18 protein-coding genes are annotated in these 24,816 nt (G+C 69.3%); 8 read left to right on the top strand and 10 right to left on the bottom strand.

Annotated features, from left to right (window positions below):
• Nucleotides 1-6: 6 nt before the first annotated feature.
• The 4 genes from DTB53_RS28020 to DTB53_RS28005 all read right to left on the bottom strand — a co-directional run bounded on the left by DTB53_RS28020 (nt 7) and on the right by DTB53_RS28005 (nt 4,460).
• Nucleotides 7-1,074, bottom strand: coding sequence for a FecCD family ABC transporter permease (locus DTB53_RS28020; protein WP_012378641.1), 1,068 nt, complete (start codon nt 1,072-1,074; stop codon nt 7-9).
• Nucleotides 1,071-2,108: a FecCD family ABC transporter permease gene (locus DTB53_RS28015; RefSeq protein WP_012378642.1), complete on the bottom strand. Its 1,038-nt coding sequence runs from the start codon at nt 2,106-2,108 to the stop codon at nt 1,071-1,073. The genes DTB53_RS28020 and DTB53_RS28015 overlap by 4 nt, the downstream gene beginning before the upstream one ends.
• Before the next feature lie 50 nt (nt 2,109-2,158).
• Nucleotides 2,159-3,208 carry an iron-siderophore ABC transporter substrate-binding protein gene (locus DTB53_RS28010; protein ID WP_012378643.1) on the bottom strand — a complete coding sequence of 350 codons (1,050 nt, stop codon included), beginning with the start codon at nt 3,206-3,208 and terminating at the stop codon, nt 2,159-2,161.
• 298 nt (nt 3,209-3,506) lie between these two features.
• A complete protein-coding gene (locus tag DTB53_RS28005) occupies nt 3,507-4,460 on the bottom strand; it encodes a DUF8832 domain-containing protein (RefSeq protein WP_012378644.1) in 954 nt (317 codons plus the stop codon).
• Nucleotides 4,461-4,620: 160 nt separating this feature from the next.
• Between DTB53_RS28005 and DTB53_RS28000 the strand changes: the two genes are divergently transcribed.
• Nucleotides 4,621-4,845, top strand: coding sequence for a hypothetical protein (locus tag DTB53_RS28000; RefSeq protein WP_012378645.1), 225 nt, complete (start codon nt 4,621-4,623; stop codon nt 4,843-4,845).
• A gap of 148 nt (nt 4,846-4,993) precedes the next feature.
• On the opposite strand, the gene DTB53_RS27995 is transcribed toward DTB53_RS28000, so the two are convergent.
• Nucleotides 4,994-5,809: a helix-turn-helix transcriptional regulator gene (locus DTB53_RS27995; protein ID WP_012378646.1), complete on the bottom strand. Its 816-nt coding sequence runs from the start codon at nt 5,807-5,809 to the stop codon at nt 4,994-4,996.
• A 115-nt stretch (nt 5,810-5,924) separates the two neighbouring features.
• On the opposite strand from DTB53_RS27995, the gene DTB53_RS27990 reads away from it, so the two are divergent.
• Nucleotides 5,925-6,365, top strand: a complete 441-nt coding sequence (locus tag DTB53_RS27990) for a hypothetical protein (protein WP_012378647.1) — start codon at nt 5,925-5,927, stop codon at nt 6,363-6,365.
• 113 nt (nt 6,366-6,478) lie between these two features.
• Nucleotides 6,479-7,996: a cryptochrome/photolyase family protein gene (locus tag DTB53_RS27985; RefSeq protein WP_012378648.1), complete on the top strand. Its 1,518-nt coding sequence runs from the start codon at nt 6,479-6,481 to the stop codon at nt 7,994-7,996.
• Nucleotides 7,997-8,114: 118 nt separating this feature from the next.
• Here DTB53_RS27985 and DTB53_RS27980 read toward each other — a convergent pair whose 3' ends face one another.
• The 3 genes from DTB53_RS27980 to DTB53_RS27970 are packed head-to-tail and all read right to left on the bottom strand — an operon-like array spanning nt 8,115 to nt 12,000.
• The gene (locus DTB53_RS27980) at nt 8,115-10,301 is read right to left on the bottom strand and encodes a protein kinase family protein (RefSeq protein ID WP_012378649.1); all 2,187 of its coding nucleotides are present in this window, start codon (nt 10,299-10,301) and stop codon (nt 8,115-8,117) included.
• Nucleotides 10,298-11,167, bottom strand: coding sequence for a hypothetical protein (locus DTB53_RS27975; protein WP_012378650.1), 870 nt, complete (start codon nt 11,165-11,167; stop codon nt 10,298-10,300). Before DTB53_RS27975 ends, DTB53_RS27980 begins: the two co-directional genes overlap by 4 nt.
• Complete coding sequence (locus DTB53_RS27970) at nt 11,164-12,000, bottom strand: vWA domain-containing protein (RefSeq protein ID WP_012378651.1); 837 nt, start codon at nt 11,998-12,000, stop codon at nt 11,164-11,166. Before DTB53_RS27970 ends, DTB53_RS27975 begins: the two co-directional genes overlap by 4 nt.
• Nucleotides 12,001-12,383: 383 nt before the next feature.
• On the opposite strand from DTB53_RS27970, the gene pglW reads away from it, so the two are divergent.
• Both pglW and pglX read left to right on the top strand, forming a co-directional pair.
• A complete protein-coding gene (gene pglW, locus DTB53_RS27965) occupies nt 12,384-17,060 on the top strand; it encodes a BREX system serine/threonine kinase PglW (RefSeq protein WP_012378652.1) in 4,677 nt (1,558 codons plus the stop codon).
• Nucleotides 17,057-20,698, top strand: coding sequence for a BREX-2 system adenine-specific DNA-methyltransferase PglX (gene pglX / locus DTB53_RS27960; protein ID WP_012378653.1), 3,642 nt, complete (start codon nt 17,057-17,059; stop codon nt 20,696-20,698). The genes pglW and pglX overlap by 4 nt, the downstream gene beginning before the upstream one ends.
• A 69-nt stretch (nt 20,699-20,767) precedes the next feature.
• Here the strand turns inward: pglX and DTB53_RS27955 are convergent, their stop codons facing one another.
• Both DTB53_RS27955 and DTB53_RS27950 read right to left on the bottom strand, forming a co-directional pair.
• On the bottom strand, nt 20,768-20,977 hold the full coding sequence (locus tag DTB53_RS27955; protein ID WP_075025136.1) for a DUF397 domain-containing protein: 210 nt from the start codon (nt 20,975-20,977) through the stop codon (nt 20,768-20,770).
• The gene (locus DTB53_RS27950; protein WP_012378654.1) at nt 20,959-21,801 is read right to left on the bottom strand and encodes a helix-turn-helix domain-containing protein; all 843 of its coding nucleotides are present in this window, start codon (nt 21,799-21,801) and stop codon (nt 20,959-20,961) included. Before DTB53_RS27950 ends, DTB53_RS27955 begins: the two co-directional genes overlap by 19 nt.
• Nucleotides 21,802-21,988: 187 nt before the next feature.
• On the opposite strand from DTB53_RS27950, the gene DTB53_RS27945 reads away from it, so the two are divergent.
• From DTB53_RS27945 to DTB53_RS27935, 3 genes are all read left to right on the top strand, one after another.
• Nucleotides 21,989-22,378: a hypothetical protein gene (locus DTB53_RS27945; protein ID WP_012378655.1), complete on the top strand. Its 390-nt coding sequence runs from the start codon at nt 21,989-21,991 to the stop codon at nt 22,376-22,378.
• The gene (locus tag DTB53_RS27940; protein ID WP_012378656.1) at nt 22,375-22,605 is read left to right on the top strand and encodes a hypothetical protein; all 231 of its coding nucleotides are present in this window, start codon (nt 22,375-22,377) and stop codon (nt 22,603-22,605) included. The genes DTB53_RS27945 and DTB53_RS27940 overlap by 4 nt, the downstream gene beginning before the upstream one ends.
• Nucleotides 22,606-22,809: 204 nt before the next feature.
• Nucleotides 22,810-24,702: a DUF2075 domain-containing protein gene (locus tag DTB53_RS27935; protein ID WP_042495896.1), complete on the top strand. Its 1,893-nt coding sequence runs from the start codon at nt 22,810-22,812 to the stop codon at nt 24,700-24,702.
• Nucleotides 24,703-24,816: the final 114 nt, after the last annotated feature.

Here is a 24,816-nt window from a genome sequence, read left to right as displayed (position 1 = left end):
CGCGTCTCAGAGCACGCCCCTGCGCCACTCCCGTACCAGCAGATAGCCGAGGTACGCGCCGCCGATCGCCATCGTGTAGATCCCGACCGGCAGGTCGTCGAAGATCGCCAACTGCTGGGAGCAGAGGTCCGCGAGCACCAGCAGCAGACCGCCGGTGAGGGCGGAGATCAGCAGGTGCGGGCCGGAACCGCGGGCGAGGCGCCGGGCGATCTGGGGCGCGGTCAGGGCGATGAAGGCGATGGGACCCGAGACACTGACCGCGGCGGCCGAGAGGCCGATGGCCAGCACCACGGCCAGCGTCTTGGCCTTCTGCGGCTCGGAGCCGAGCGCCTCGGCGATGTCGTCGCCCATCTCGCCGATGTCGAGCCGCCGGGAGATCAGGGCGGTCAGCGGGGCGGCGGCGGCCAGGACCAGCCAGACGGTCGTGGCGTCGGTCCAGGAGCGTGCGGTCAGGCTGCCGTTGACGTAGGCGGTGAGGACGGACGCCTTGTCGCGTTCCAGGGCGTAGACGACGTACTGGGTGACGGCCGCACCCATCGCGGCGACGCCGATCCCGGCGATGACGAGCCGGGCGGGGTTGCGGAAGCCGGTGCCGGTGGAGACGTACACGAGGGCCATCGCGAGGACGGCGCCGAGGAGGGCCCCGATGGCGACGGGGACCGTGTCGGGGAACATCAGGGCACAGATCGCGGCACCCGCGCCGGCCCCCGCGGAGAGCCCGATGACGTCCGGGCTGCCGAGCGGGTTGCGGGTGACGGACTGGAACAGCGCTCCCGAGAGGCCGAGTGCCGCACCGACCCCGACGGCGACGGTGAGACGGGGTCCGCGCAGCCGGTTGAAGACGAAGCGGTCCTTGCCCTCGGCGTCGCCGACGAGCGCGGCGGGCAGATCGGCGAGGTCGATGCCGAGGCGTCCCCAGGCCAGCGTCGCGACGGCGGCGGCGAGGAGCAGGACGAAGATCCCGGCGCCCGCGAACAGGGAGGCCCGGCGCATCGGTACCGCCACGGTGCTGCCGAGGGTCAGATAGCCCCGGGGCGCCTTGCGGGCGGGGGCGGCGCGGTCGGTGACGGTCATGAGGTGCCCCGCATCCTGCGTACGGCGATGAGCAGCGCGGGCGCGCCGATGAAGGCGGTGACGACGCCGACCATGAGTTCGGTGGGGCGCATGACGACCCGGCCCACCACGTCCGCGAGGAGCAGGAGGGTGGGGCCCATCAGGGCGGAGAAGAGGATCTGGACCCGGAAGTCGACGCCGACCAGGGCCCGTACGACATGCGGGACGGCGAGGCCGACGAAGGCGATCGGACCGACGGCGGCGGTCGCGGCGGCGCTGAGCAGGGTGGCGGCGAGCAGTCCGCCGCCCCGGGTGCGCCCGGGGTGCGAGCCGAGGGCGACGGCGGTGGCGTCGCCGAGGGCCAGGGCGTTGAGGCCGGGGCCGAGGGCCAGCGCGAGCAGGAGACCGACGGCCGCGAAGGGCAGGACGGACCAGAAGACCTCGAAGTCCCGGCCGCCGAGCGCTCCCACGACCCAGTAGCGGTAACTGTCGAAGACCTGCGGTTTGCTGAGGGTCACCGCCTGGATGAACGCCATGAGCACGGCGGTCAGCACGGCTCCGGCGAGCACGAGGCGCACCACGCTCGTCCCGGTGCCGGCGGAGCCGATGACATGGACGAGGACGCCCGCGACCAGGGCACCGGGCAGCGCCCACCACATGGTGTCGGTGGCGCCGGAGGCCCCGAGCCAGGCGGTCGCGGCGACGATGCTCGCGGAGGCGCCGGCGTTGATGCCGAGGAGGCCCGGTTCGGCCAGCGGGTTGCGTGAGACGCCCTGCATGAGGGTGCCCGCGACCGCGAGGCAGAGTCCGGCGAGGACCCCGAGGACGGTGCGCGGGTAGCGGCTCTCGACGATGACGGTGATGGTGGGGTCGGCGGTGCCTCCGAGGACGTCGACGACCTCGCCGAACGAGGTGGAGCGGCTGCCGAACATGACGCTCGCGCAGAGCGCGAGGGCCAGCGCGGCCAGACCGAGGAGCAGGAGGAACGCCGTCCGGGCGGCGCCGGTGCGCGAGGCGCCGGCGCCGCTCGGAGGTGCGACCGTGGTGGTTGCCATGAGTGTGGAGTGTGCCCTGTGGCCTCGGAGGTCGGGGTACCCGGCCGGGGTTACTTGCCGGCGGTCTTGACGGCCTCGTCGATGATCGGCAGGTAGCGCTCGATCGTCCACGGCACGGTCAGCGGGTTGATGATCGAGGAGGCGGTGACGAAGGAGTTGTCGTCGCTCGCGACGACGGCGCCCTTCTTGATCGCCGGGATCGCGCCGTACAGCTTCTGGCCCTCGATCTCCTTGCGGTTCTTCGCGTCCGTGTAGAACGTGAAGACGAGGTCGCTGTCCTTGAGCTTCTCGGCGTTCTCCAGGCCGATGAGGGCCGAGTCGGTGCCGGGGGTCTCCTTGAAGCCGTTGACGACCGGGTCGACCTTCAGGCCGAGCGAGGAGACCATCTTGACGCGCTGCTCCTCGGGCTTGAAGACGCCGAGGGTGCCGGGGCCGGAGTTGTAGATGTACGAGAAGGTGACGTCCTGGTAGTTCGGCCGGGTGGCCGCGGCGTCGGCGAGCTGCTTCTCGATCTTCGTCTTGAGACCGTTCGTGTCCTCGGTCCGGCCGAGCGCCTTGCCGATGATGTCGATCTGCTGGTCCCAGTCGGTGCTCCACGCCTGGTCGGGGTAGGCGACCGTGGGGGCGATGTCCTTGAGGACGTCGTACTGCTTCTGCGTGATGCCCGACCAGGGGGCGAGGATGACGTCCGGCTCCAGCTCGGTGATCGCCTCGAAGTCGATCTCCTCGCCGCCCGTGAACTGCTTCGGCAGCTTGTCGCCGGACTTCTTGACCGCCTCGTTGATCCACGGGAGGTAGCCGGACTTGTCGCTGCCCCAGGGGTAGCTCTCGATGCCGACCGGGGTCTGGCCGAGGGCTATCGCGGTCTCGGCGGAGCCCTGGCCGAGGGTGACGATGCGCTCGGGCTTCTCCTCGATCTTCGCGGTGCCGAGCGAGCTCTTGATCGAGACGGGGAAGGCGCCGCCGCTCTTGGCCGAGTCCTTCGCCCCGTCCTGGTCGCCGTCGCCGTCCGAGGAGCAGCCGACCAGGGCGACGGCGAGGGCGACGGTGGTGGCCGTCGCGGCGAGGGTGTGGCGGCGCACGCGGGTGAAGCCGAGCATGGAGGGTCCTCAGGTTGGCCGAGCAAGTGAAGGTTAGGCAAGCCTAAGCCAGAGCTGTCGACGCCTCAACAAACCCCCTCCCGAACCACCCCGGACCAGGGGCCCCGCGGCCGGACGGTCGGCCCCCACGCGCTTCCCCCGCGCTCCGCCCCGGGGTGAAGCGGATCCGCGGACTGCCCCCGGAGAAAGGGCTGTTGCTCACCGGAACCGCCGACAGACCCCCTCCGCCCCGGACGGCGGGACGCGCTTAGCCCGTGTGCTGATCGTTATGGAATCCACCGGGACGGACGAGCCGCGCTCAGTGCCCGTGCCCGGCGGACTCATCGTTCCCGGGCTCGGGCTCAGCGGCCGCGGGTCCCCCGGCGTGCACGGTGAAGGCGGCCGTGCGGACCTTCCCCTCGTGCCGGAAGTCGAGGAAGAGGCGGTAGGCCCCCTTGCTCGGGGCGGTCGCGGTGAAGGAGACCTCCGGTCCCGGCTTCGTCCGCCCGTCACCCGGTTCGCCGTTCGGGTGCACGTGGAGGTAGGCCAGGTCTCCGGCGCGGAGCGCCACGAGGTGGCCGTACGCGCCGAGGTAGGGCTGGAGGTCGGTGACCGGCTTACCGTCCTTCTCCACTCCCAGCTTCAGCTCGCTGCCCGCACCCGGGCGCAGCGCCCCGTCGAGCGTCACCTCGTACCCGTCGACGGTCACCGTCCGCTCGGCGTCCGGCAGTGCCTCGGGGCGCGCGTCGCCCGATACGGCGAGGTCGGCGCCCAGGGTGACGCCCTCGGCGTTCTTCCCGTCCGGGGTGAAGTCGGCGAAGACCCGGTAGCCGCCGGCCTCGGGGAGCTCGACGGGGGTGGACCAGGTGCCGTCGGCGGCCCGCTCGGGGTGCAGGTGCCGATAGGTGGTGAGGTCGCTCGACGCCACGATCAGGTGCAGTTCCTTGCCGTGCTCACGGCGGAACGCCGTCACCTTGCGGGAGGAGTCCTCGTCCACGACGGCGAAGCGCAACTCGGCGGGCTCGCCCGCTTCGACGCGTGGGGTGTCGAGGTCGAGGGCGTAACCGCCCTGGGAGATCTGCAGGCCGCCGGGGAGCTCCGGGGTCCGGGCCGCGTCCTTCTCCGCGGCCGGGCGCTCCTTCGCGCCGTGCGCGTCCTGGTGGGACGGCTCCTTCCCGGCGGCGGGATCCATGGCCCCGCCGACCGCGTACGCCGACCCGAAGGTCGCCGCGAGCGCCGCGGCGAAGGCCGTGATCTTGAGACCGGTATGCATGGCCCACTCCCTCCTCTGGGCCGCCGGGTCGCGACCACTCACCACACAAGATACCCCCCAGGGGTATGAAGTCAACCGGAGGGCGATCTTGTGGGGTGGGAACGGGGCGGGGAGAATCACCCTCACCGGCTCGGCCGAGGCGCAGGGGGAGTGGATTTCCATGGGGGCGTTCGTCGCGCTGATGGCGGGACTGGGCGCGGCGGCCGCGTGGTGCGCGGTGGTGCTGGTGCGGCGCGGGCGCCGGGGGGCCACCGAGAACGCGGACGGCCTGCTGATCGAACAGGCGGCCCGGCTGCGGGCGCAGCGGATGAGGAGCGACGGACGGGCGTTCCGGGACCACCCGCACGGCGATCCGGGCTCCGGCTCGGGGCAGCGGCGTCACTGACCCGCCGAGCCCGAGGGCCGGGGACCGGGCTCAGGACGGGCGGTGCCACCGCCCCCGTGGAGCCCGGGGACGCGGGCTCCGGCTCAGGACGGCGGCGTCACTGGCCCCCGGAGCCCAGGCATGCGCGCCCCGGCTCGGGACAGCGGCGTCACCGACCCGCCGGGCCCATCGCCGCCAGGGAGCGCAGCACGGTGTCCGTCTGCTCGTCCATCGGGAAGAACGACTCCACCGCGAGTTCCGACAGGGTCACGTCGGCAGGGGCGCCGAAGGTGGCGATCGTGCTGAAGAACGCCATGTCGCCGAGCGGCGTACGGATGCGCAACGGGACGACGATGCCCGTCGGGTCCACCGGTCCGGGGTCGGCGTCGAGGCCCGGCGGGGCAGGGTAGGCAGACACCTCCTCGTACAGCTCCCGCAGATCGCGGTGGCCGGTCGTGTCGGCCTGGTGCCGCAGCCGGCCGAGGGCATGGGCGCGGACCTGGGCGAAGTTCAGGCACTGGGAGGCGAGGCCGTCCGGGTGGAGGATCAGCCGCATCACATTGCCGCCGGGCTCCGTCAGGTGCGGCGGCACGGTGCCGAGCAGGAGGGACATCGCGTCGTTGCGGTCGACGATGTTCCAGATCCGGTCGATCGCCGCGGCCGGGTAGGGCTCGTGGCCGGTCAGCATCGCCCTGACGGCGGAGCGGACCATGGCCATCCGCTCGCTGTCGAGCGGCGACTCCCGGTACGCCGGGGCGTAACCGGCCGCCAGCAGCAGGCCGTTGCGGTCCCGCAGCGGCACGTCGAGGTGCTCGGCGAGCTTGAGGACCATCTCCCGGCTCGGCCGGGCACGGCCGGTCTCCACGCAGGAGAGGTGCCGCGTCGAGGAGTCCGCGCGCAGCGCCAGGTCGAGCTGGCTGAGCTTTCGGCGTCGGCGCCACTCCCGGAGCAACAGGCCCACTCCGGGCGGATCTTCGGTCTCCATGGCCTCACCGTATCGGTGCTCCGCCGTCCGTACTCCATGACCTGGGAGGTCATGGAGTACGGACCACCGCGCGTGGCACGGTGTCACCGACCCCACCGGCCGAAGGAGATCCGAGATGACGTACGCCCTCACCCCGTCCGCGACGGTGGCTCCCGCACGGGACGCCGCCCGGTTCCTCCGGCTGGTGCTGCGCGTCGACAGCGCGAGCACCGCCGTGATGGGCGTCGTGCTGGTCGCGGCCGCCGGGCCGCTCGGCTCCGCGACCGGGATGCCGGTGGCCTTCGCCGTGGCGTTCGGGATCTTCCAGATCGGCGGGGCCGCCTGCCTCGCCCTGATCGCGGGCTATCCGGTGATCCCACCCGCCCTGGCCAGGACCGTCGTCGTGGTGAACGCCCTGTGCGCGGTCGGGTGTGTGGTGACGGCCTTCGCGGACTTCATTCCGCTGAAGGGGTTCGGAACGGTGTTCATGCTGATCGGTGCGCTGATCGTGACGGTCTACAGCGCGCTCCAGTACACGGGACTGCGACGGATGATCGCGGCCCCCTCGTCGCGGTAGGGGCCGGTGGGCTCCCGACGACAGCCGCGGCGGCGCCTCGCGCTGGTCCACCGGGAACCGCGGGCGACCCCTTAGCCTGGCGAAGGGGGCCCGACGGCAGGACAGACGACCTGATGGCACCACGTACCCACTGGATCTTCGGGGACCAGCTCGGCCCCCACTTCCTGGAACCCCGCCACGGCGGGCCGGACGCGCACGCCCCCGTCCTCATGATCGAGGCCCGGTCCGTGCTGCGCAGACGCCGCTTCCACCGGGCCAAGGCCCACCTCGTCCTCTCCGCGATGCGGCACCGGGCGGCCGAACTGGGCGACCGGGTCCGCTACGTACAGGCCCGGACCTACACGGAAGGGCTGGCGGAGGCGGGATTCGACGGTGGCGGCGGCCGTCTGACGGTCTGCCACCCGACGTCCCGGGCCGCGCTGGACTTCGTGACCGGCCGGGACGGGATCGACGTGCTTCCGGCCCGGGGCTTCCTGCTGGCGCGGGAGGAGTTCGGTGCGTGGGCCGAGGAGCACGGGAGCGACCGGCTGCGGATGGAGGGGTTCTACCGGTGGATGCGCCGGGAGCACGAGCTGCTCATGGACGGCGACGCGCCGGCCGGCGGAACGTGGAACCTCGACCACGACAACCGCGAGCCGCCGCCCCGGGACGCGAAGGCCCTGGACGTCCCCGCGCCCTACCGCCCGCACGAGGACGAGATCGACGACGAGGTGCGCCGCGACCTCGACCGGTGGGAGCGGGACGGCGAGGTCACGTTCGTCGGCCGTGACGGCCCCCGCCGCTTCCCCGTCACCCGGCGGGAGGCGCTGGCCGCACTGCGGCGCTTCGTCGCGCACCGTCTCGGCGACTTCGGACGGTACGAGGACGCGATGCTCGCGGCCGACCCCGTGATGAGCCACAGCCTGCTGTCCGTCCCCCTCAACCTGGGGCTCCTGGACCCCGCCGAGTGCGTGGAGCGGGCCGAGCAGGCGTGGCGCGCGGGCGAGGCGCCGCTCAACAGCGTCGAGGGCTTCGTCCGGCAGATCGCGGGCTGGCGGGAGTACGTGTGGCAGCTGTACTGGCACTTCGGCGAGGAGTACCGGACCCGCAACGCGCTGCGCCACCGGGCTCCGCTGCCCGGCTGGTTCCTCGACCTGGACGCCGACGCGGTCACCGCGAACTGCCTGTCCGCCGTGCTGGCCCAGGTCCGGGACACCGGCTGGACCCATCACATCCCGCGCCTGATGGTGCTGGGCAGCCGGGCCCTCCAGGACGGCTGGGACCCGGCCGCCGTGACCGACTGGTTCCACCGCTGCTTCGTCGACGGCTACGACTGGGTGATGCTGCCCAACGTCGTCGGCATGTCGCAGTACGCGGACGGCGGCCGGATGACGACCAAGCCGTACACCTCCGGCGGCGCCTACATCAACAAAATGAGCGACCTGTGCAAGCCCTGCGCCTACCGCCCCACCGACCGGACCGGCGAACACGCCTGCCCGTACACGGCGGGGTACTGGGCCTTCCTGCACCGCCACCGGACCGCGCTGAGCGGCAACCACCGCATGGCGAGGGCGGTCAAGGGCCTGGACCGGCTGAAGGACCTCGACGCCCTTCTGGAGGAGACCTCGGAGCGCGGGGACCGCGCGCCCTGAGAAGCGCGGCAATGGCCCCCGGGGCACTGCTCCCGGACCGTCAGCGCACCGCGCGAGCAGCGCCGCATCGCCGGGTGAATCCGATCAGCCGACGGGATGGACGGTCTCTGCCACGCTATCAGCGTCCGACGTAGATGAACCGTACGTAATGTGCGTATGCCAACCTGCGGAGGCTCATCCTGGCGGCCTCGACCGAGGCACTCAGGGACTCATGGATCGCACGGTTCTGCTTCAGTGTGACAGCCCGTTGGCTGAACTCCTGCCGCTGTCGCGCTGCTTCTTGGCCTGCGAGCGTGTGCTTCTGGGTGAGGCGGGAACGGCCATCCTCCAGTTTCTTGCGCGCCTGCACGCGCAAGGCTTCGGTGGCCGGCTCAAGGGCACTGCGCTGATCGGTGAGCTGGGCTCGGCGTCGGGTGATTCCCTGTTCGATCTGCTGCCGTTCCGCGGTGCCGAGTGCCTTCGGCTGACGAGCGACGGCAGAGGCGACGACGTCGCGACGCCAGACGTCGAGCCCGATGGCCTTCGCCTCGCCGATACCAGTGACATTGACCAACCTGCCGTTGCTGATTACCAGTACGGCACCGGTGCTGTTGAACGAGTTGTTCTGCACCGTCCGGTACCCGGTGAAGTCGGCCGCTGACCGGATGCCCACGGCCGCGAGACGTGCGGCGAGCGTCGGCCCGATTCCGTGCGGCGGTGAATCGGCGATCAGCCTCCGGCCCAGGCGGTCCCGGACGTAGGCGTTCTGTTTGTCGGTGAGAGCCTTCAACAGAGCCTTGCTCAGGTCCTCCGCGAGCTTGCCGATCTTCTTGTCGATTTCGCGCTGCTTGCGCACCTTGCGCTGTTCGGCTTCCTTGAGCTCGGCGTGGTAGCGAGCCGTGAGTTTGTCCTGTTCCTTGGGGTGCGCGGCGCTCCGCTCCGACTCGGTCGCCTCGAACTTCTCCTTCTCCTTGCGCAGCTTCTCCGCTGCTTTGACCGGTTCGTCGAGCCGGCCGAGTTGTTGCGTCAGTCCGGCCAGAGCGGCCCGCGCCTGCGCACGTTCGACGCGGCGGCTCCGGGCGAATGCCGTGAGGAGGAGAGCCGCGGCGACGGGTGCGCCGGCCACGGCGGTCGGCATCGGAAGTCCGGCCATGAGCAGTACGCCGGTCATGGCGAGCAGAAGCGGCCACAACAGCGCCGTGGCGACGTCCAGAGCCGTCCGGCCGCGAAATCCGTCCGGTGACGTGCTGACGGTGGCAGTCGAGGTTGGTCTCGCAGGCGAGGGAACATGGCCCGTCATCCAGCCGGGCAGTCCGCCCGCACCGCCCGCTGGGGCGGCAGCCGGGCCGGGGGAAGTCGTGGTGACCGTCGGTGCCGTGCGCTGCTTCGGGATGGTGTCGGAGAGCGGCGGCAGGAGTTCCAGCGGCTGGAAGGCCAGAGATCTCACCCGGTCGGCGAGACCGCTGACCAGTTGGTCGGGGTGGGCGAGCAGGGTCTGCAGTCCTGTGGAACCGCCGGGGCTGCTGAAGTCCTCCTCGGTGAGCAGGAGGAACTCGCCACTGGGCTGATGCAGCCGGTTCCAGAGGGTGGGGTCGGTGGCGATGGCCTTGAGCGACATGAAGATGACCCAGGCGGAGAAGCGGTCCAGCTCCACCCCGAAGTCGTCGTTTCCGCGCAGGGGCGACTGGTAGTTGCGGTGGCCTCGCTCGGTGCCGCCGAGTCCGGCCAGGTCCGGCACGTACATACCGTCGTAGTCGACCAGCCGCAGGGTGTCGTCGCCAGCGACCAGCAAATTGCCGTGCTGAAGGTCCCCGTGGGCGATCTCGTGCTGGGACAGGTCACGGGTGAGCGCCGCGAACCGGTCGGCCAGGCGGTCCACGGCGAACCGGTCGGCGTGGTTGTCGTCCAGCCAGGACGACAGGGTGACGGCCTCGATCCACTCCATCTTCAGAACGGGATAGCGCTGCTGGCCCACGCTGATCGCGTCGGGGAGATACTCGAAGCCGAGGTTCCAGGGCTGGGAGAGTTCGGCCCGGTCCAGACGCGCCAGCCGGGCGCTAATGGCCTGGTAGCGCCGTTCCTGATCCGGAACGTATCGGGTGAAGCATTTGACCGCGTACCGCTGGCCGGATGTGGCCGAGGTGAGTGAGAAGACGCTGGCGAAGGCTCCGGAGATGGCGCGAGGCAGCCCGAGCTTGGTCAGGTCCGGCCGGGCACCCTTGAGTTCGGGATGTCGGAAGCACAGCTGGGTGTGTTGCAGCGCTTCCGCGTAGGCCGCGCCGCTGGGAAACTGCGGCTGCGGAGCGGTGGGCGATCTCACGCTCATCTCCCTTCGAAGTCGATCCGTACGACGGCGACGTCGTCGTTGCGCAGTTGCTGACGCTCGCGAAGTCCGTTCAACCAGTCCCCGAACCGGTCCAGGTCATCGGGTCCCGAGAACTCCAGCAGCTCGCGTACGGCGGCCAGCCGATCCGGTGCTGAGAGATACCAGGCGGCCAGCGCGTCGGTCGCTAGGAGCAGTCGGTCACCGGGCAGGCAGTCGCCTTGGAGGAATCGCGTGCGTTCGGCCAGCAGCGCCGCATCGTGGTTACGGCTGCCGAAGAGGTCGGGGACCGTGCCGAAGTCGTCCGCCGACTTCACCGGAAACGCCTCCAGCAGTCGATCATCACGCAGGTGGAACAGGCAGCTGTCCCCCAGGGCCGCCGCCCGCCACCGCCAGCCCGGGGTGGGCTCGCCATCGTCGGCGGCGTCAGCGTCGGCCCGAGGCTCGGCATCGGGGTCCACGCGCACGGCGAGCAGCGTGGCGAAGGCACCTTCGGCGAGCTTGGTGTGCTCATACCATTTCAGTGGGCGCCCGTCCTCGACGCGCTCTTTCGTGTATTGCGCGAGCCAGGGATCCCACCGGTCGACAACTGTTGCGGCGAATTGCTCGAACTCGGCCCCCGGCTTCAGAAGGTCGGGCAGTCCCATGGCTTCCTCGGCCACCGTACGGGCAAGCAAGGCGGCCCAGTCCTTCGCCAGCGCGCTCTCGGTCGCACCGTCGCAGACACCCACAGTGAGCGGTTCCCGCAGCATTTCATCGTGCGAACGGTCAGGCAGCACGACGACGGCGTCCTCGCATTCCGCCGGCGTGCTGCCGTGCTTGGGGGCTACGAGGTGCGTGACATAGACGCAGGAGGGCGGACGCGTCACCGCAGTTCGGTGGCGCGCGTGCCGATGTCGAGGAACTGGACGACCGTGGTGATGTCCGCGTTGTAGACGAATCCCCGGGTGGTCTCGCTGACCCGCTGCCCCTGCGAGGCGGCGTAGGAACGCATGTGGCTCGGCAAGGGGCTCGACATGGAGAAGAGCGTGCGGGCGTAGCTGTCGGGGAGTCCATCGGCGGTATCCGGGAAGGCGGTAGGCGTTCCGCCTGCGGCCGACACGTGCAGGTTGAACAACAGGGCGGCTCCGTCCGCCGTCGCGTGCGAGGTGATGGCCTCGGCTGCCGCAGTGGGGTCGCCGTCGGTCGACTCGCCGTCCGTCAGGTTGATGACGATGGGCGGGAAGCTGGCCGGGTAGCGCTCGGTCCAGCCGGAGACGAGGCTCTCGGCGTACTGGAGAGCACGGTTCATCGGCGTCCCGCCATGGGCGACGGGGTCCATCCACAGCGGGAAGCTGACGGAGGTCTCGACCAGGCCACCGGCACCGTCCGGCACCTTCTTGCTCCGCTCGTCGACGCGGGCCGGGTTGTCCGCCACCTCGCTGAGGGGAACGATGTCGCGGCCTCCGAGGGAGCCGGCGAACGCCGAGCCGACGGTGGCGCCGTAGCCGACGACCGCGACGTGGAAGTAGTCGCGTACGCCCTCTTCCTTCGCGCACTTGACCGAGAGCTCGGTGAGCAGGCGGTTGATGGCGTCGGCGACGACATCTGCCTTCTGCTGGGGGACCTCACCGCCGATGGGGTCGCTCATCGAGGTGGACTGGTCGACGAGGAAGATGATGCTCGTCGGGTTGGTGCGGCTGATCTCGGCCGTGTACGGCACGCTGCGCTCCTGGCGGACTGCGAATGTGGATCGGTCTTCGGAGGAGTTCGCGCGACACACGTACGTACGGGCCCGGCACTCGCCGGGACACCGATACCCCCCGCTCGGATGGTAGAGCCAGGAGCCGGGTCCGGGGGTGGATTCGATCAAAGTGCTTCTTCCCGAATTGCCCGAGCCCGACTCAGTCGGACGGATCTCTTCGAGTGGGCCGAAATCGCGGCGTCCACCACGTAGCGGTGCGCACTGTCCGCCTGTCTTCGTACCAGAGCGGCGACGTTAGGATTTCTCCTCCCGGGTGCCACATCTGCCATCGGCTCGCTCGACACGACGGGTCAACCGGGTGTAACCACGGGGATACGGAAACCAACGGGTGGGGACAGCGCATGCGAGAAGGCCGGTGGACCACGGTCACCGAGTCGGAGTTCGACCATGAGCGGCGTGGGCTGAAGGCCATCCGCGAGCAGTTGCCGGACGCCGACCCGTGGCGGGCCTGGTCGAATTTCACCTTCACCGCGAACAGTGGCCACGTCCGTGAAGTGGATCTGCTCGTCGTCGCTCCCGGCGGCGTCTGCATGATCGAACTCAAGAACTGGCACGGCTCCCTCACCAGCGAGAACGGCACGTGGGTGCAGACCGCGCCGAACGGCCGCCGCATCCCGCACGGCAATCCGCTGCATCTGGTCGACAAGAAGGCGAAGGAACTGGCGGGCCTGCTCGGCCAGCACGGCAGGCGGGTGTGGGTGGGCGAGGCCGTCTGCTTCACCGAGGGTTCGCTGCGCATCCGGCTCCCGGCCAACGACCAGAACGGCGTTCACACCGTCGACGAGCTGGTCGCCATGCTCAAGCAGCCACCCCGTGACGAGCGCCGGCGGATCACCGCTCCCGGCTCCCGCGACATCAAGAAGGCGCTGGACCGCGTCGGCATCCGCAAGAGCGATGCCGAGTTCAAGGTCGGTCCCTACGAGCTCAAGCGGAAGTCCTTCGACACCGGACCGACCTGGGCGGACTACCTGGCCGAGCACAGTGAGCTGCCGGAGATCGCCCGCGTCCGCGTGTACCTGCGGGAGCGCGGCTCGGACGCCACCATTCGCCGGTCGGTGGAGACCGCAGCCCTCCGTGAGGCCGCGGTGCTGCAGAGGTTCCAGCATGTCGGCGTGGTGCAGCTCAAGCAGTACAACCCGTCCGGGCACTCGGCGGGCCCGGCGCTGATCTTCGACTACCACCCGCAGACCCTGCGCCTGGACGAGTACCTGCTCCAGTACGGCGAGAAGCTCGACATCCTCGGACGGATGGCGCTGGTACGCCAACTCGCGGAGACAATGCGCTCCGCCCATTCGAGCCGGATCTTCCACCGGGCGCTGGCCGCCCGCTCGGTGCACGTCATACCGCGTGACCGGGGGCGGCGGGACCACGCCCTGGGAGAGGAAGCCGCGTGGCTGACCCCGGGGCTGCAGATCTCGGACTGGCAGATCGCCACCCAACAGGGCGCCACGACACCCGGTTCGACCCGGCTGGCCCCGACAGCGCTGTCCACGACGCACCTGGCCGAGGGATCGGACGCCTATCTCGCCCCAGAACTGCGGGCCCCTAGCGCGGACCCGGTGTATCTGGACGTGTACGGGCTCGGTGTCCTGACCTACCTCCTGGTCACCGGCAGAGCGCCCGCCGCCAGCCAGGCCGAGCTGCTGGCCAGGCTGGAGGCCGGGGAGGGGCTGCGGCCCAGCTCGCTGGTGGACGGTCTCTCGGAGGACATCGACGAACTGGTGCAGGCGGCGACCGCCTACCGCCCGGACCACCGGCTGTCCACGGTCGACGAGTTCCTGGAGATGTTGGAGCTGGTCGAGGACGCTCTCACCGCCCCGTCCAGCTCACCCGTGACCGAGGCTCCGGAGAAGGACCCGCTGGAAGCCGTGGCCGGGGATGTCCTGGGCGGGCGCTGGGAGGTCCGCCGACGCCTCGGCACAGGTTCGACGAGCCGCGCCTTCCTGGTCCGGGACCTGGAGGCGGAGGCGCGCGGCACCCGGCCGCTGGCCGTCCTGAAGGTGGCGCTGTCCGACAGCCGGGGCGATGTGCTGGCCCGGGAGGCGGAGGTCATGGGGCGGCTGCGCCCGGACTCGCGCGTCATCCGCCTCGTCGAGCCGCAGCCCCTGCGGATCGCGGAGCGGACGCTGCTCGCGCTGGAGTACGTGGGCGACGAGCGGGACGACGACGCGGAGAGCACGGAGACGGGCGGCAAGCGCAGCCGGCGCCGGCAGGAGACGGTGGCCCGCCAGCTCCGCGACAGCGGGCGTCTCCAGGTCGACCAGTTGGAGGCGTACGGAGAGTATCTGTTCGGCGCGGTCGACTTCCTGGAAGGGGAGAGCGTCTGGCACCGGGACATCAAGCCCGACAACATCGCGATCCGCGTCCGCCCGAACCGCACGCGCGAGCTGGTCCTGATCGACTTCTCGCTGGCCGGTTATCCGGCCCGGGAGTACGAGGCGGGCACGGACGGCTACCTGGACCCGTTCATCGGCACGCTGACGCGTACGGCGTACGACTCGCACGCGGAGCGGTACGCGGTCGCGGTCACCCTTCACCAGATGGCCTCCGGCGAGCTGCCGAAGTGGGGGGACGGCTCGGTCCTGCCGCGCCAGACCGACCACAAGGAGTTCCCGTACCCGACGGTGGCGGCGGACGCGTTCGAGCCCGCGGTACGGGACGGGCTGGTCGCGTTCTTCCAGAAGGCGCTCCACCGGGACGTCTCCCGCCGCTATCCCGAGCTGAAGCCGATGCGGGACGCGTGGCGGAAGATCTTTCTGGACGCCTCGCAGACCGTTCCGTCCAGCTTCTCCCGCCCGGCCAGCACCCCGGTCCCGGTCTCCGAGGACGGCCGTCCCGCCATCGCGGACGCGGAGCCGCTCAGTGCGGAACAGCAGCGCGACCGGCTCGCCAAGGACGTCACCCGCGAGACGCACCTGTCGACGGCCGGACTCACCGAGGCCGCCCAGTCCTTCCTCTACAACCTGGGCATCACCACGGTCGGCGGGCTTCTGGACTACAGCCGCCGCAAGCTCGTCAACGCACCGGGGCTCGGCGCCAAGACCCGGGGAGAGGTGCAGCGCCGCCAGCGGGAGTGGGGCGAGCTGCTGCGCGAGGCGCCGGTCTCCCCGTTGACGGCCCGGGGCCGCGCGGAGGCCAAGGAGGAGCTGGCGCAGCTCACCTCCGGCGAGGCGGCGGTGGTCGACGCCCTGGCCACGGACGGCAAGGCGGCGGGGCTGTCCGGTGCGGCACTCCGCTCGGTCAGCCTCGACACCCTCGCCACCATCCTGGTTCCGGAGCTGAACAACAACGGCGCGAACAGCAGCAAGGTGGAAATGGTCCGTCTGCTGCTGCGCCTGCCGAACGAGCGCGGTGTTCTGCCGGCCATCGGCGTCTGGCCCCGGCCGAAGGACGTCGCGGAACTGGTGGGCGTGACCCCGCAGCGCGTCTACCAGATGCTCAAGGAGGAGCGGAAGCGCTGGAAGAAGGACCCGGCCGTCTCCGCGCTGCGCGCCGAGATCATGGATCTCCTGAAGGGGCTGGGCCGGATCGCGTCCGCCTCGGAGATCGCGGACGCCCTCGCGGTGCGTCGCGGTACGCAGCTGTCCGAGCGGGAGCAGCGCCGGGCGCTGGCGCTGGCGGCGGTACGGGCCGTGGTGGAGCTGGAGCAGTTCGACCCGGAGAGCGCCCAGTTCCAGCACCAGGCGAACCGCGGGGCCACCGACGAGTCTCTCGGCGCGGGTCTGCTGGCCTTGGACGTCCGGGACCCGGACGAGGAGGCGGGGACGCCTGGCGACCCGCCGGACACCCCGACGGCCCCGGGTCTCCTGGACTACGCGGCCCGGCTGGGCAGGAAGGCCGACGGGCTCGCCGCTCTGGACACCCTGCCGACCGCGACGACGGTGCTGGGCGAGCTGGCGGCGCTGGCCCCGCCGCCGGGGACGGTGGAGTGGGACGAGCGCCGCCTGGTGGAGCTGGCCGCCGCGGCATCGGAGAACGCCGCGGCCACTCCCCGTCTGGAGATCTACCCCCGCGACCTCGACCTGGTCCGCGCGCTGCGACTGACCCAGGCCGGTCTGGTGCGCCTGATCCCGGGATCGCCGGAGGGCCGGCAGCCGGGGATCACCGGCGACGACGTGCACGAGCGGGTACGGGCACGTTTCCCGGAGCTGGTCGTGCCGGACGGCCGGGGCGGCACGACCGTCGACCTGCCGACGGCGGGCCCGCTGACCAAGGCGCTGCGGGAGGCGGGCTTCGAGCTGACCCTCGCCACCCGCGAGGACACCGGGACGCTGCGCTACCTCCCGACGCGGATGGACGCGGCGTCCAGCTACCTGACCACGGACAGCTGGGGCCGCTCGACGAACCTGGGCGCGGTCACCCGGTACGCGGACGATCCACTGGTGGCAGCCGCCGTACGCACCGACGAGCGCCTCGTCGCCTCGGCCCGCAAGGACGGCTACCGGGTTCTGACAGTGCGCCAGGACCTGTCGCCGAAGGCGGTACGGTCCCTGGCGCGCGAGAGCGGGGACGGTGCGCTGGGCGCGCACGCGGTGTCGGCGACGCAGTTGTTCCTGGACGCCCTGCACGCACTGGTCCCGCCGGGGACGAAGCCGACGTGGGAGACGCTGCTGAAGGCGGACGCGGCGGAGCCGGGGCACCGGGGCGCGGTGAAGTTCGCCGAGTACGCGCGTACGGCGTGGGGCTCGGTGGAACCGCGTGTACGGGAGCTGCTGGCGGAGGGCGGCCCCGGTACGCCGCCAGTGCTGCTGACGGACGCGAACGTCTTCGCCCGGTACGACGCGATGGGCGTCCTGCACCGGCTGGCGCAGGCGGCCCGCCACGGCGGGCGGGGGCTGTGGCTGCTGGTCCCGCAGGGCGACCCGGCCCGCGAACCGAAGCTCGGCCAGGTCGCGGTCGCCTATCAGGCGGGCCTGGGTGAGTGGATCGAACTTCCGGACGCCTGGGTGGACGACGTCCACCGGTCCGTACCCGCCGCCAGGAGCGGCGTCCAGCAACACCAGGGAGAAACCAAGTGATCGACCGCAAGGCTCTGTTGAACGACCTGAAGCAGCAGGTCAAGGCGGCCGAGACGGACCTGTCCCAGCAGGTGAAGGCCGTGGCGGAGGTGGGTGCGCGGCTGCGCGCCGAGTACGACCGAGCCCGGAAGCTGGGCCGTACGGCGGCGACGTGGAACTCCTGGCTCGACGAGCGCGTCACGCAGGTCGCGGTGGCATGGGTGCTGGGCACGGTGTTCGTCCGCTTCTGCGAGGACAACCGTCTGATCCCGGAGCCGTACCTGACGGCCCCGGAGGACGACCGCCGCGACCTGGCGCTCGCCCGCTTCGAGGACTACGTGTCCACATCGGACGACCCGACGTACCGGGGCTGGCTGGAGACGGCGTTCGAGGAACTGGGCGCGGGCCAGGCGGGCCGGCTGCTCTTCGACAAGAAGCACAACCCGCTGTTCCAGATCCCTCTCTCCCACGACAGTGCCCGCGACCTGGTCGACTTCTGGCGGGCGAGGGACGAGGAGGGCGTGCTCGTGCACGACTTCACGGACCCGCTTGAGGAGGACGGCGACGGCACGAAGGGCTGGGACACCCGCTTCCTGGGCGACCTGTACCAGGATCTGAGCGAGGCGGCCCGGAAGACGTACGCGCTGCTCCAGACGCCGGAGTTCGTGGAGGAGTTCATCCTCGACCGGACGATGACTCCGGCGGTGCGGGAGTTCGGGTACGAGGGCTTGAAGATGATCGACCCGACGTGCGGATCGGGGCACTTCGTGCTGGGTGCGTTCCGGCGACTGGTACGGCTATGGGCGGACGGGCAGCCGGGGCGCGATGTGCATGAGCGGGTGGCGGCTGCGCTGGACTCGGTGCACGGGGTGGACCTGAACCCGTTCGCGGTGGCCATCGCGCGGTTCCGGCTGTTGGTGGCGGCTATGGCGGCTAGCGGAGTGCGGACGCTGGGGGACGCCGCGGGGTATGAGTGGCCGATTCACTTGGCGGTGGGGGACTCGCTGATCAAGCACCGGCACAAGCAGGGGAACCTGTTTGACGGGCTAGAGGAGGAGGGTGCGGACGAGCTGGCGGAGTTCAAGTACGAGACGGAGGACGTCCACGAGCATCCTGAGATCCTGCGGCAGGGGCGATACCACGTGGTGGTGGGGAACCCGCCTTACATCACTGTCAAAGACAAGAGGCTCAATGAGCTGTACCGGGGACTCTACGACGCTTGCGCCGGAAAGTACGCCCTCTCTGTTCCATTCGCCCAGAGATTTTTCGAGCTGGCGCTGATTGGGCATGCCGAGAGCGGACGCGGGTACGGAATGGTCGGGCAAATCACCGCAAACTCCTTCATGAAACGGGAGTTCGGAACTAGGCTAATCGAGACTCACTTTGCACACGAGATTGAACTGACAGAAGTAATTGACTGCTCGGGAGCTTACATTCCCGGACACGGTACACCAACCGTGATTCTAGTCGGCAGGCACCGCTCGGGCAGTCAACGCTCAGACACTATCCTCACGGCAAGAAGCATCCAGGGAGAACCAGGTACACCGAACAACGCTGAAGAAGGTAAAGTCTGGTCGGCTATCACCAATCAGATCGAAGATCCCGGCTCGGTGAGCCAATGGATTTCAGTCGACCATCTCAACCGAAAACATTACTTCGGAAAACAGCCTTGGATTCTGACTGATGGCGGACTAGAACTCAATCAACAAATCGAAAAGACTAGCACAGAAAAACTACGAAGTGCCCTATCTCGCGATATTGGCTTCGCGAGCTTCCCCGGCCAGGACGACGCATTCATTCATCCGCCAGAAACGCTCCGCCGTTACGGCATCGGAGACAATGTAGCGAAACCGTTGATCGTTGGCGAAGTGGTTCGCGACTGGAGCACACATAGCTTCGAGAGCGCAATCGCACCGTACGACTCTTCGCTTTCTCCTCTACCGTACGACGAGAGCAGTCCATGGGGGCGCCTCCTTTGGACGGCGCGACGCTACCTGCGATCAACAACCGACTTCGATGGACGCACTCAGCACGACCTAGGAAAGCCCTGGTGGGCATGGTATCGCTGGGTCCCCGAGCGATACAGGACCCCGCTCTCGATTACGTTTGCATTCGTTTCGCGACAGAATCACTTCGTATTGGACAGGGGAGGGAACGTATTCAAGCAGTCCGCTCCAGTGATCACCCTGCGTGAGGGGTCGAGCGAAGAAGATCACTTGCAACTAATTGGACCTCTGAATAGCTCCACCGCCTGCTTTTGGCTCAAAATGGTAAGTCAAGCCAAGGGCGGCATGGACAATAACAGTGGGGGTGGAAACCGCTGGGTTCCTGAGTCCTGGATGGTCCACTACGAGTTCACTGGAACCAAGATTCAGGAATTTCCCTTGCCCGCCATCAGACCCACAGCCCTTGCTGCGACTTTGGATTCGCTCGCGAGCCAGCTCGCTTCCGAAAGCTCCAGCGCTACCATCCGGGAAACTACACCCACTGCGTCCGCCCTCCGCGAGTTGAGGGGGAAATGGCATTCCGTCCGCGCTCGTATGATTTCGCTGCAGGAGGAACTGGACTGGCAGGTCTACTCACTTTACGGTTTGCACCCTGAGGATCTCACTGGCTCAGAAGACCCCGACTCCTCTTGTGTTCCCCCACTGACTCTCGGTGAGCGCGCCTTCGAGATCGTGCTTGCCCGTCGCGTCGCCGCAGGCGAAGCCAGCAACGAGTGGTTCAAACGCCACAACTCAGTCCCAATCACCGAGATTCCCAGACATTGGCCCGATACTTATCGCGAGCTCGTTCAAAAGCGCATCGACGCTATCGAGTCAAGCCGAGCCATTGGAATGGTAGAACGGCCCGATTACAAACGCCGCTGGGCCACCGAAGGATGGGACGCACTACAACAGAAGGCCCTCCACTCTTGGCTGCTAGATCGGATCGAGAATCGACGCCACTGGTTTACTGAGAACGGCACGCCTGCTCTCGTCTCCCTCGCTCAGCTAACCGACGCTCTCTCCCGCGATGAGGACTTCGTCTCCGTCGCCAAGATCTACGAGCCGCACAAGGAACTCCACACCGTCGTTGCTGAGCTGATGACGGGCGAGCATGTGCCGTTCCTCGCCGCCCTGCGCTACAAGCCCTCCGGGCTCAAGAAGCGCGCGGACTGGGAACACGTGTGGAATCTCCAGCGGCAGGAGGACGCGGCCCCGGATGAGCTGGCCAAGCGGAAGATCCGGGACACCATCCCCGTGCCGCCGAAGTACACCTCCGCCGACTTCCTGCGGCCCTCCTTCTGGAAAGCACGCGGCAAGCTCGACGTGCCCAAGGAGCGGTTCATCTCGTACGGGCAGAGCAACGCGGCCACGCCCGAGCTGTACGGCTGGGCCGGCTGGGATCACCGTGAGCAGGCCTACGCGCTCGACGCGTACATCGCGTCCCACGAGGCATTGACCGCAGAGGAACTCACCCCGTTCCTCGCGGGTCTGCTCGAACTCCAGCCCTGGCTCGACCAGTGGCACAACGAGTTCGACGCCACCTTCAGCTCCTCCCCCGCCACCTACTTCCGGGGTGACCGGCAGATGGTCCAGGGCGAGAACGGGCTCACCGACGACGACCTGCGCGCCTGGCGACCGGTCGCTGTCAAACGGGGCGCCAAGCGGAAGTAGCCCGCGCTCGACAACGACGATGGCCCTCGCTGAACGCGCCAGCGAGGGCCATCTCGTACCAGAGTCGGATCAGGCGCTTAGCTCGCCATCCCTCACGGCAGACACGAAGGACGACCAGCCGCCAACCGTGAACGTGAGCGCAGGGCCGGACGGTTTCTTGCTGTCACGAACAGGAACGACATTAGAGAAACTGTCAGAAACCTCTACGCACTGGCCGCCGTCAGAGTTGCTGTAGCTGCTCTTGCGCCACGCGGCAATGCTCAGGTCAATGGATCGCACGGTACTTCCTCCAACACGCGCAGAATGTGCTGACGCGACTCGCCCGGGGACGACGCCAAGTCGCGCACCGAATCGTACAGTTGCTGGAGCTCCTCAACCTGCCGAGCTGCCTCGATCAAGTTGCCGTGGCTTGCACTCTCTACGTATGCAACAGTACGTCCCTCGGCAACACGTAGGAACATCACGTCGGTACTCGACAAGCTGTGTGCGCCAGCGCTGTGCGGCAGCACCTGCACGACCACGTGAGGCCGGGCCGCCATCTCCAGCAGATGCTTCAGCTGTTCCCGCCAGGCGATCCCGTCACGGAGGCCCGTACGCAGCACCGTCTCAGAGAGGATGCAGCGGAAGTGAGGCCCGCCCTCGCCCTCAAGTAGGTCCCGCCGCGTAAGTCGAGCCTTCACCTGCGCCTCGATCTCCTCGCCCGTGAGCCGTCCAGCCGCCAGCACTTCTCGCGCATACGCCTCCGTCTGCAGCACTCCAGGCAATACGCCCACCGCAAAGTGCCAGAGACTCGTTGCCTCCGCTTCCAGGGTCATGTACCGCCGGTACCGCTCGCGGAACTGCGTCTGGTCGCTGACCGCCAGCTCCCACAGCGCCAGCAGCAACCCGGGCGTCCCATAGTGCGTGTCCAGCGCCTGGACCACCTCCGGGCCGCCGACCGTCTCGCCCTTCTCCATCTTGCCGAACAGTGACCAGTCCCAGCCCAGCCGGTCGCCCAGTTGCCGCAGGCTGTGGCCGCGCGCCGTGCGCAGGAGGCGCAATTCCTCCGCGAACCGTGCTCGTGGTTCCCTGCTGCGGCCCGTGACCGCTCGCCTCGTCGGCATCGCACCCTCCGTGAAACGTGGAACGTGTGGAAATTGCGGATCCGGCCGGGGAAGCTCCTCCGGCTTCGGCAGGACTCTGCCCCTGACCAGGGCATTCTCGTAACGAGCCCCTCACGCACGGTAATTCACGACCTACGGCCGGGGCACAGGTTCCGCGCAACAACCAGCCGAAAGAAGAGGCCCCCACATGCCCTCCAAGCCGCCCCTCCCTCGCCGAACGCCCCAGCACACCTCCGCCAACCCCGCCGCCACCGCCCACGTCCCGGTTCCGCCCACCGGACTCCCTGGCGCGGCCAAAGTCCAGGAAGCCCTGGACGCCCGCGACGCCCTCGCCGCCGCCCTGTCCCGGGCCGGCATCCAGCTCCCCGCGATGGACGTCCGTACCCCGTGGGCCGACGCCGTCCGCGAAGACGGCACGCCCTCCCCGTACGGCAGCGGCGAGAACGCCAATGACCACACGCGGCCGGCGACCGAGCGGTCCGGCGAGATCCGGTACGCCCTCGTCCACCTCGGCGTGTGCTCCGCGCCCGTGGCCCACGCTCTCGCGACGGCGATCACCAACGGGCTGGCCCGGTGACCGAGGACGGCGTCCCCGGCGTCGGGGTGGCCGTCCACGACAGCGGGAGCGGCCGGGTCGGGCTCGTGGCGAGCCATCGGAGCCCGCACGTCCTGCTCCGGCCGCTCGACGGAGGCCGGGAGTGGGAAGCCGATCCGGGGCACCTACGACCGCTCAGCCGGGCCGAGTTCCTGAGCGCGCAGCTCGCCGAGGTCAACGCCCGCAGCCGACATCCGCGCCCCTGCTGAACTCGGCGGCCCCCACCGGCGAGGTGTAGCGGGAAGGAGCCCTCCCCGTCTCCGGACCCGAAACTCCTCGCCCCCTGTCATCCCCCGTCCTACGATGAGAAGGATCATCTCAGCGGCCCGCCGGGCTTCCGTTCCGCGTCAGCGGACTGAAGAGGACATGCCCCCACCCGCACGAGTCGTTTCGTGCTGCCTGGGGGCAATTCCTTGCTGTTCCGCGAGTCCGCCGCGTCCGTCGCCGCCCGCAACCTCGAAGGTTCGCTGTCGCTTCATCTGATGGAGAACTTCAAGCATGCGCACGGCCGTAATCCCGGGGACTCCGAGGTGCGATCCTGGAAGCGCAGCATCCCCGCTCTCACCGGGGCGCTGCTCGACGCCGGGCTCGGCGAGGTCGAGATGCTGATCGAGTACTCCCTGCCGCTCACCAGCAAGCGCGCCGACGTCCTGCTCGCCGGGGTGCACCCGGTCACCGGAGAGCCGTCGTACGTCGTGGTCGAGCTGAAGCAGTGGAGCCAAGCGTACGCGGAAGAGGACGATCCGCTGCTCTGCCGTATCGACGCGTACCCGCGGCCCCTGCTGCACCCCATCGAGCAGGTTCGGGGCTACGTCTCCTACCTGCTGTCCTTCAACGGCGCGCTGGAGCGGATGCCGGAGTCGGTCGCCGGGGTGGCGTTCCTGCACAACGCGACGGAATCCGGCGTCAGCTCCCTCCGCGAGGTGTCGGGAGACATCCAGGGGTCCATGTACACCGCCGAGCAGCGCGGCGCGTTCCTCGACTTCCTGCGTTCGCGGCTCGCCCCGAAGTCCGGGGCACACTCCGCCGACCTTCTGCTCCAGGGGAAGGTGCGCCCCTCCAAGCAGTTGATGGCGGTCGCGGCGGCCGAGGTCCGCGACCGTGAGCAGTTCGTACTCCTCGACGAACAGCGCGTCGCCTACGAACTGGTGCTCTCCGCCGTGCGGAAGGCGAAGCGGTCGAACCACAAGCAGGTGGTCGTGGTGACCGGCGGGCCTGGTTCCGGGAAGAGCGTGATCGCTCTGTCGCTCCTCGGGGAGCTGTACCGGCGCGGAGTGACCGCTCTGCACGCGACCGGGTCCTCGTCGTTCACCACGACCATGCGCAAGGTCGTGGGGGCCCGGAAGCCCGAGGTGAAGAAGTTGTTCATGTACTTCAACAGCTTCATGGACGCCGAGCCCAACGATCTCGACGTCATCATCTGCGACGAGTCCCACCGGCTCCGCAAGACGTCCGCCAACCGCTACACCAAGGCCGAGCTGCGCACCGACCGCCCCCAGGTCGCCGAGCTGATCGAGGCCGCCCGCGTACCGGTGTTCCTGCTGGACCAGCACCAGGTGGTGCGCCCCGGCGAGATGGGGACCAAGGAGCAAATCGGGGCGGCCGCCGCCGCGATGGGCCTGGACTGCGTGGTGGTGGAGCTGGACAGCCAGTTCCGCTGCGGGGGCAGCGACGCGTACGTGAAGTGGGTCGCGAGCCTGCTGGGGCTGGAGAGCGACGGGCCCGTCGCGTGGGAGCCGGACGGCAAGGTGGAGCTGCGGACCGCCGAGAGCCCGCAGGAACTGGAGGACTTCCTGGTCGCCAAGCGGGCGGAGAAGTACGGGGCGCGCATGACGGCCGGATACTGCTGGAAGTGGACGAAGAAGATCACGCCAGAGATGTCCGCCCTGCCCACCGACGTCGTCATCGGCGACTGGGCCCGGCCGTGGAACGTGTACGGCGACCGCTCCGTACTGGGCGCGCCGCAGGCGGCGCTGTGGGCGACCGATCCGGCCGGGTTCGGGCAGGTAGGGTGCGTGTACACCGCGCAGGGCTTCGAGTACGACTGGTCCGGCGTCATCATGGGTCCGGACCTGGTGTGGCGGACCGACCGGTGGGTGGTCGACCGTACGGCGTCGAAGGACCCGGTCTTCACCAAGGCGACCTCGGACGACGACGTAGCGCGGCTCATCCGCAACACGTACAAGGTGCTGCTGACCCGGGGCATGGTAGGGACGATCATCTACTCCACCGATCCCGAGACCCGGGAGAAGCTGCGCTCCCTCGTCAGCCCGGAGGCCGTGGCGAAGGACCTGGCCCTCGTCTGACCCTGGGCAGTCCCGGGGCGGTCCCGGGCTGGCGGGATCATTGGTCCGCTGTCGTACCCAAGCCATACGATCGGACCGACACCACCTTCCATCAGCCCGCCGGAGAGTGAGACC

This window comes from Streptomyces griseus (assembly GCF_900460065.1).
GTDB lineage: Bacteria > Actinomycetota > Actinomycetes > Streptomycetales > Streptomycetaceae > Streptomyces > Streptomyces griseus.
This window is presented reverse-complemented; position numbering and strand designations above follow the sequence as displayed.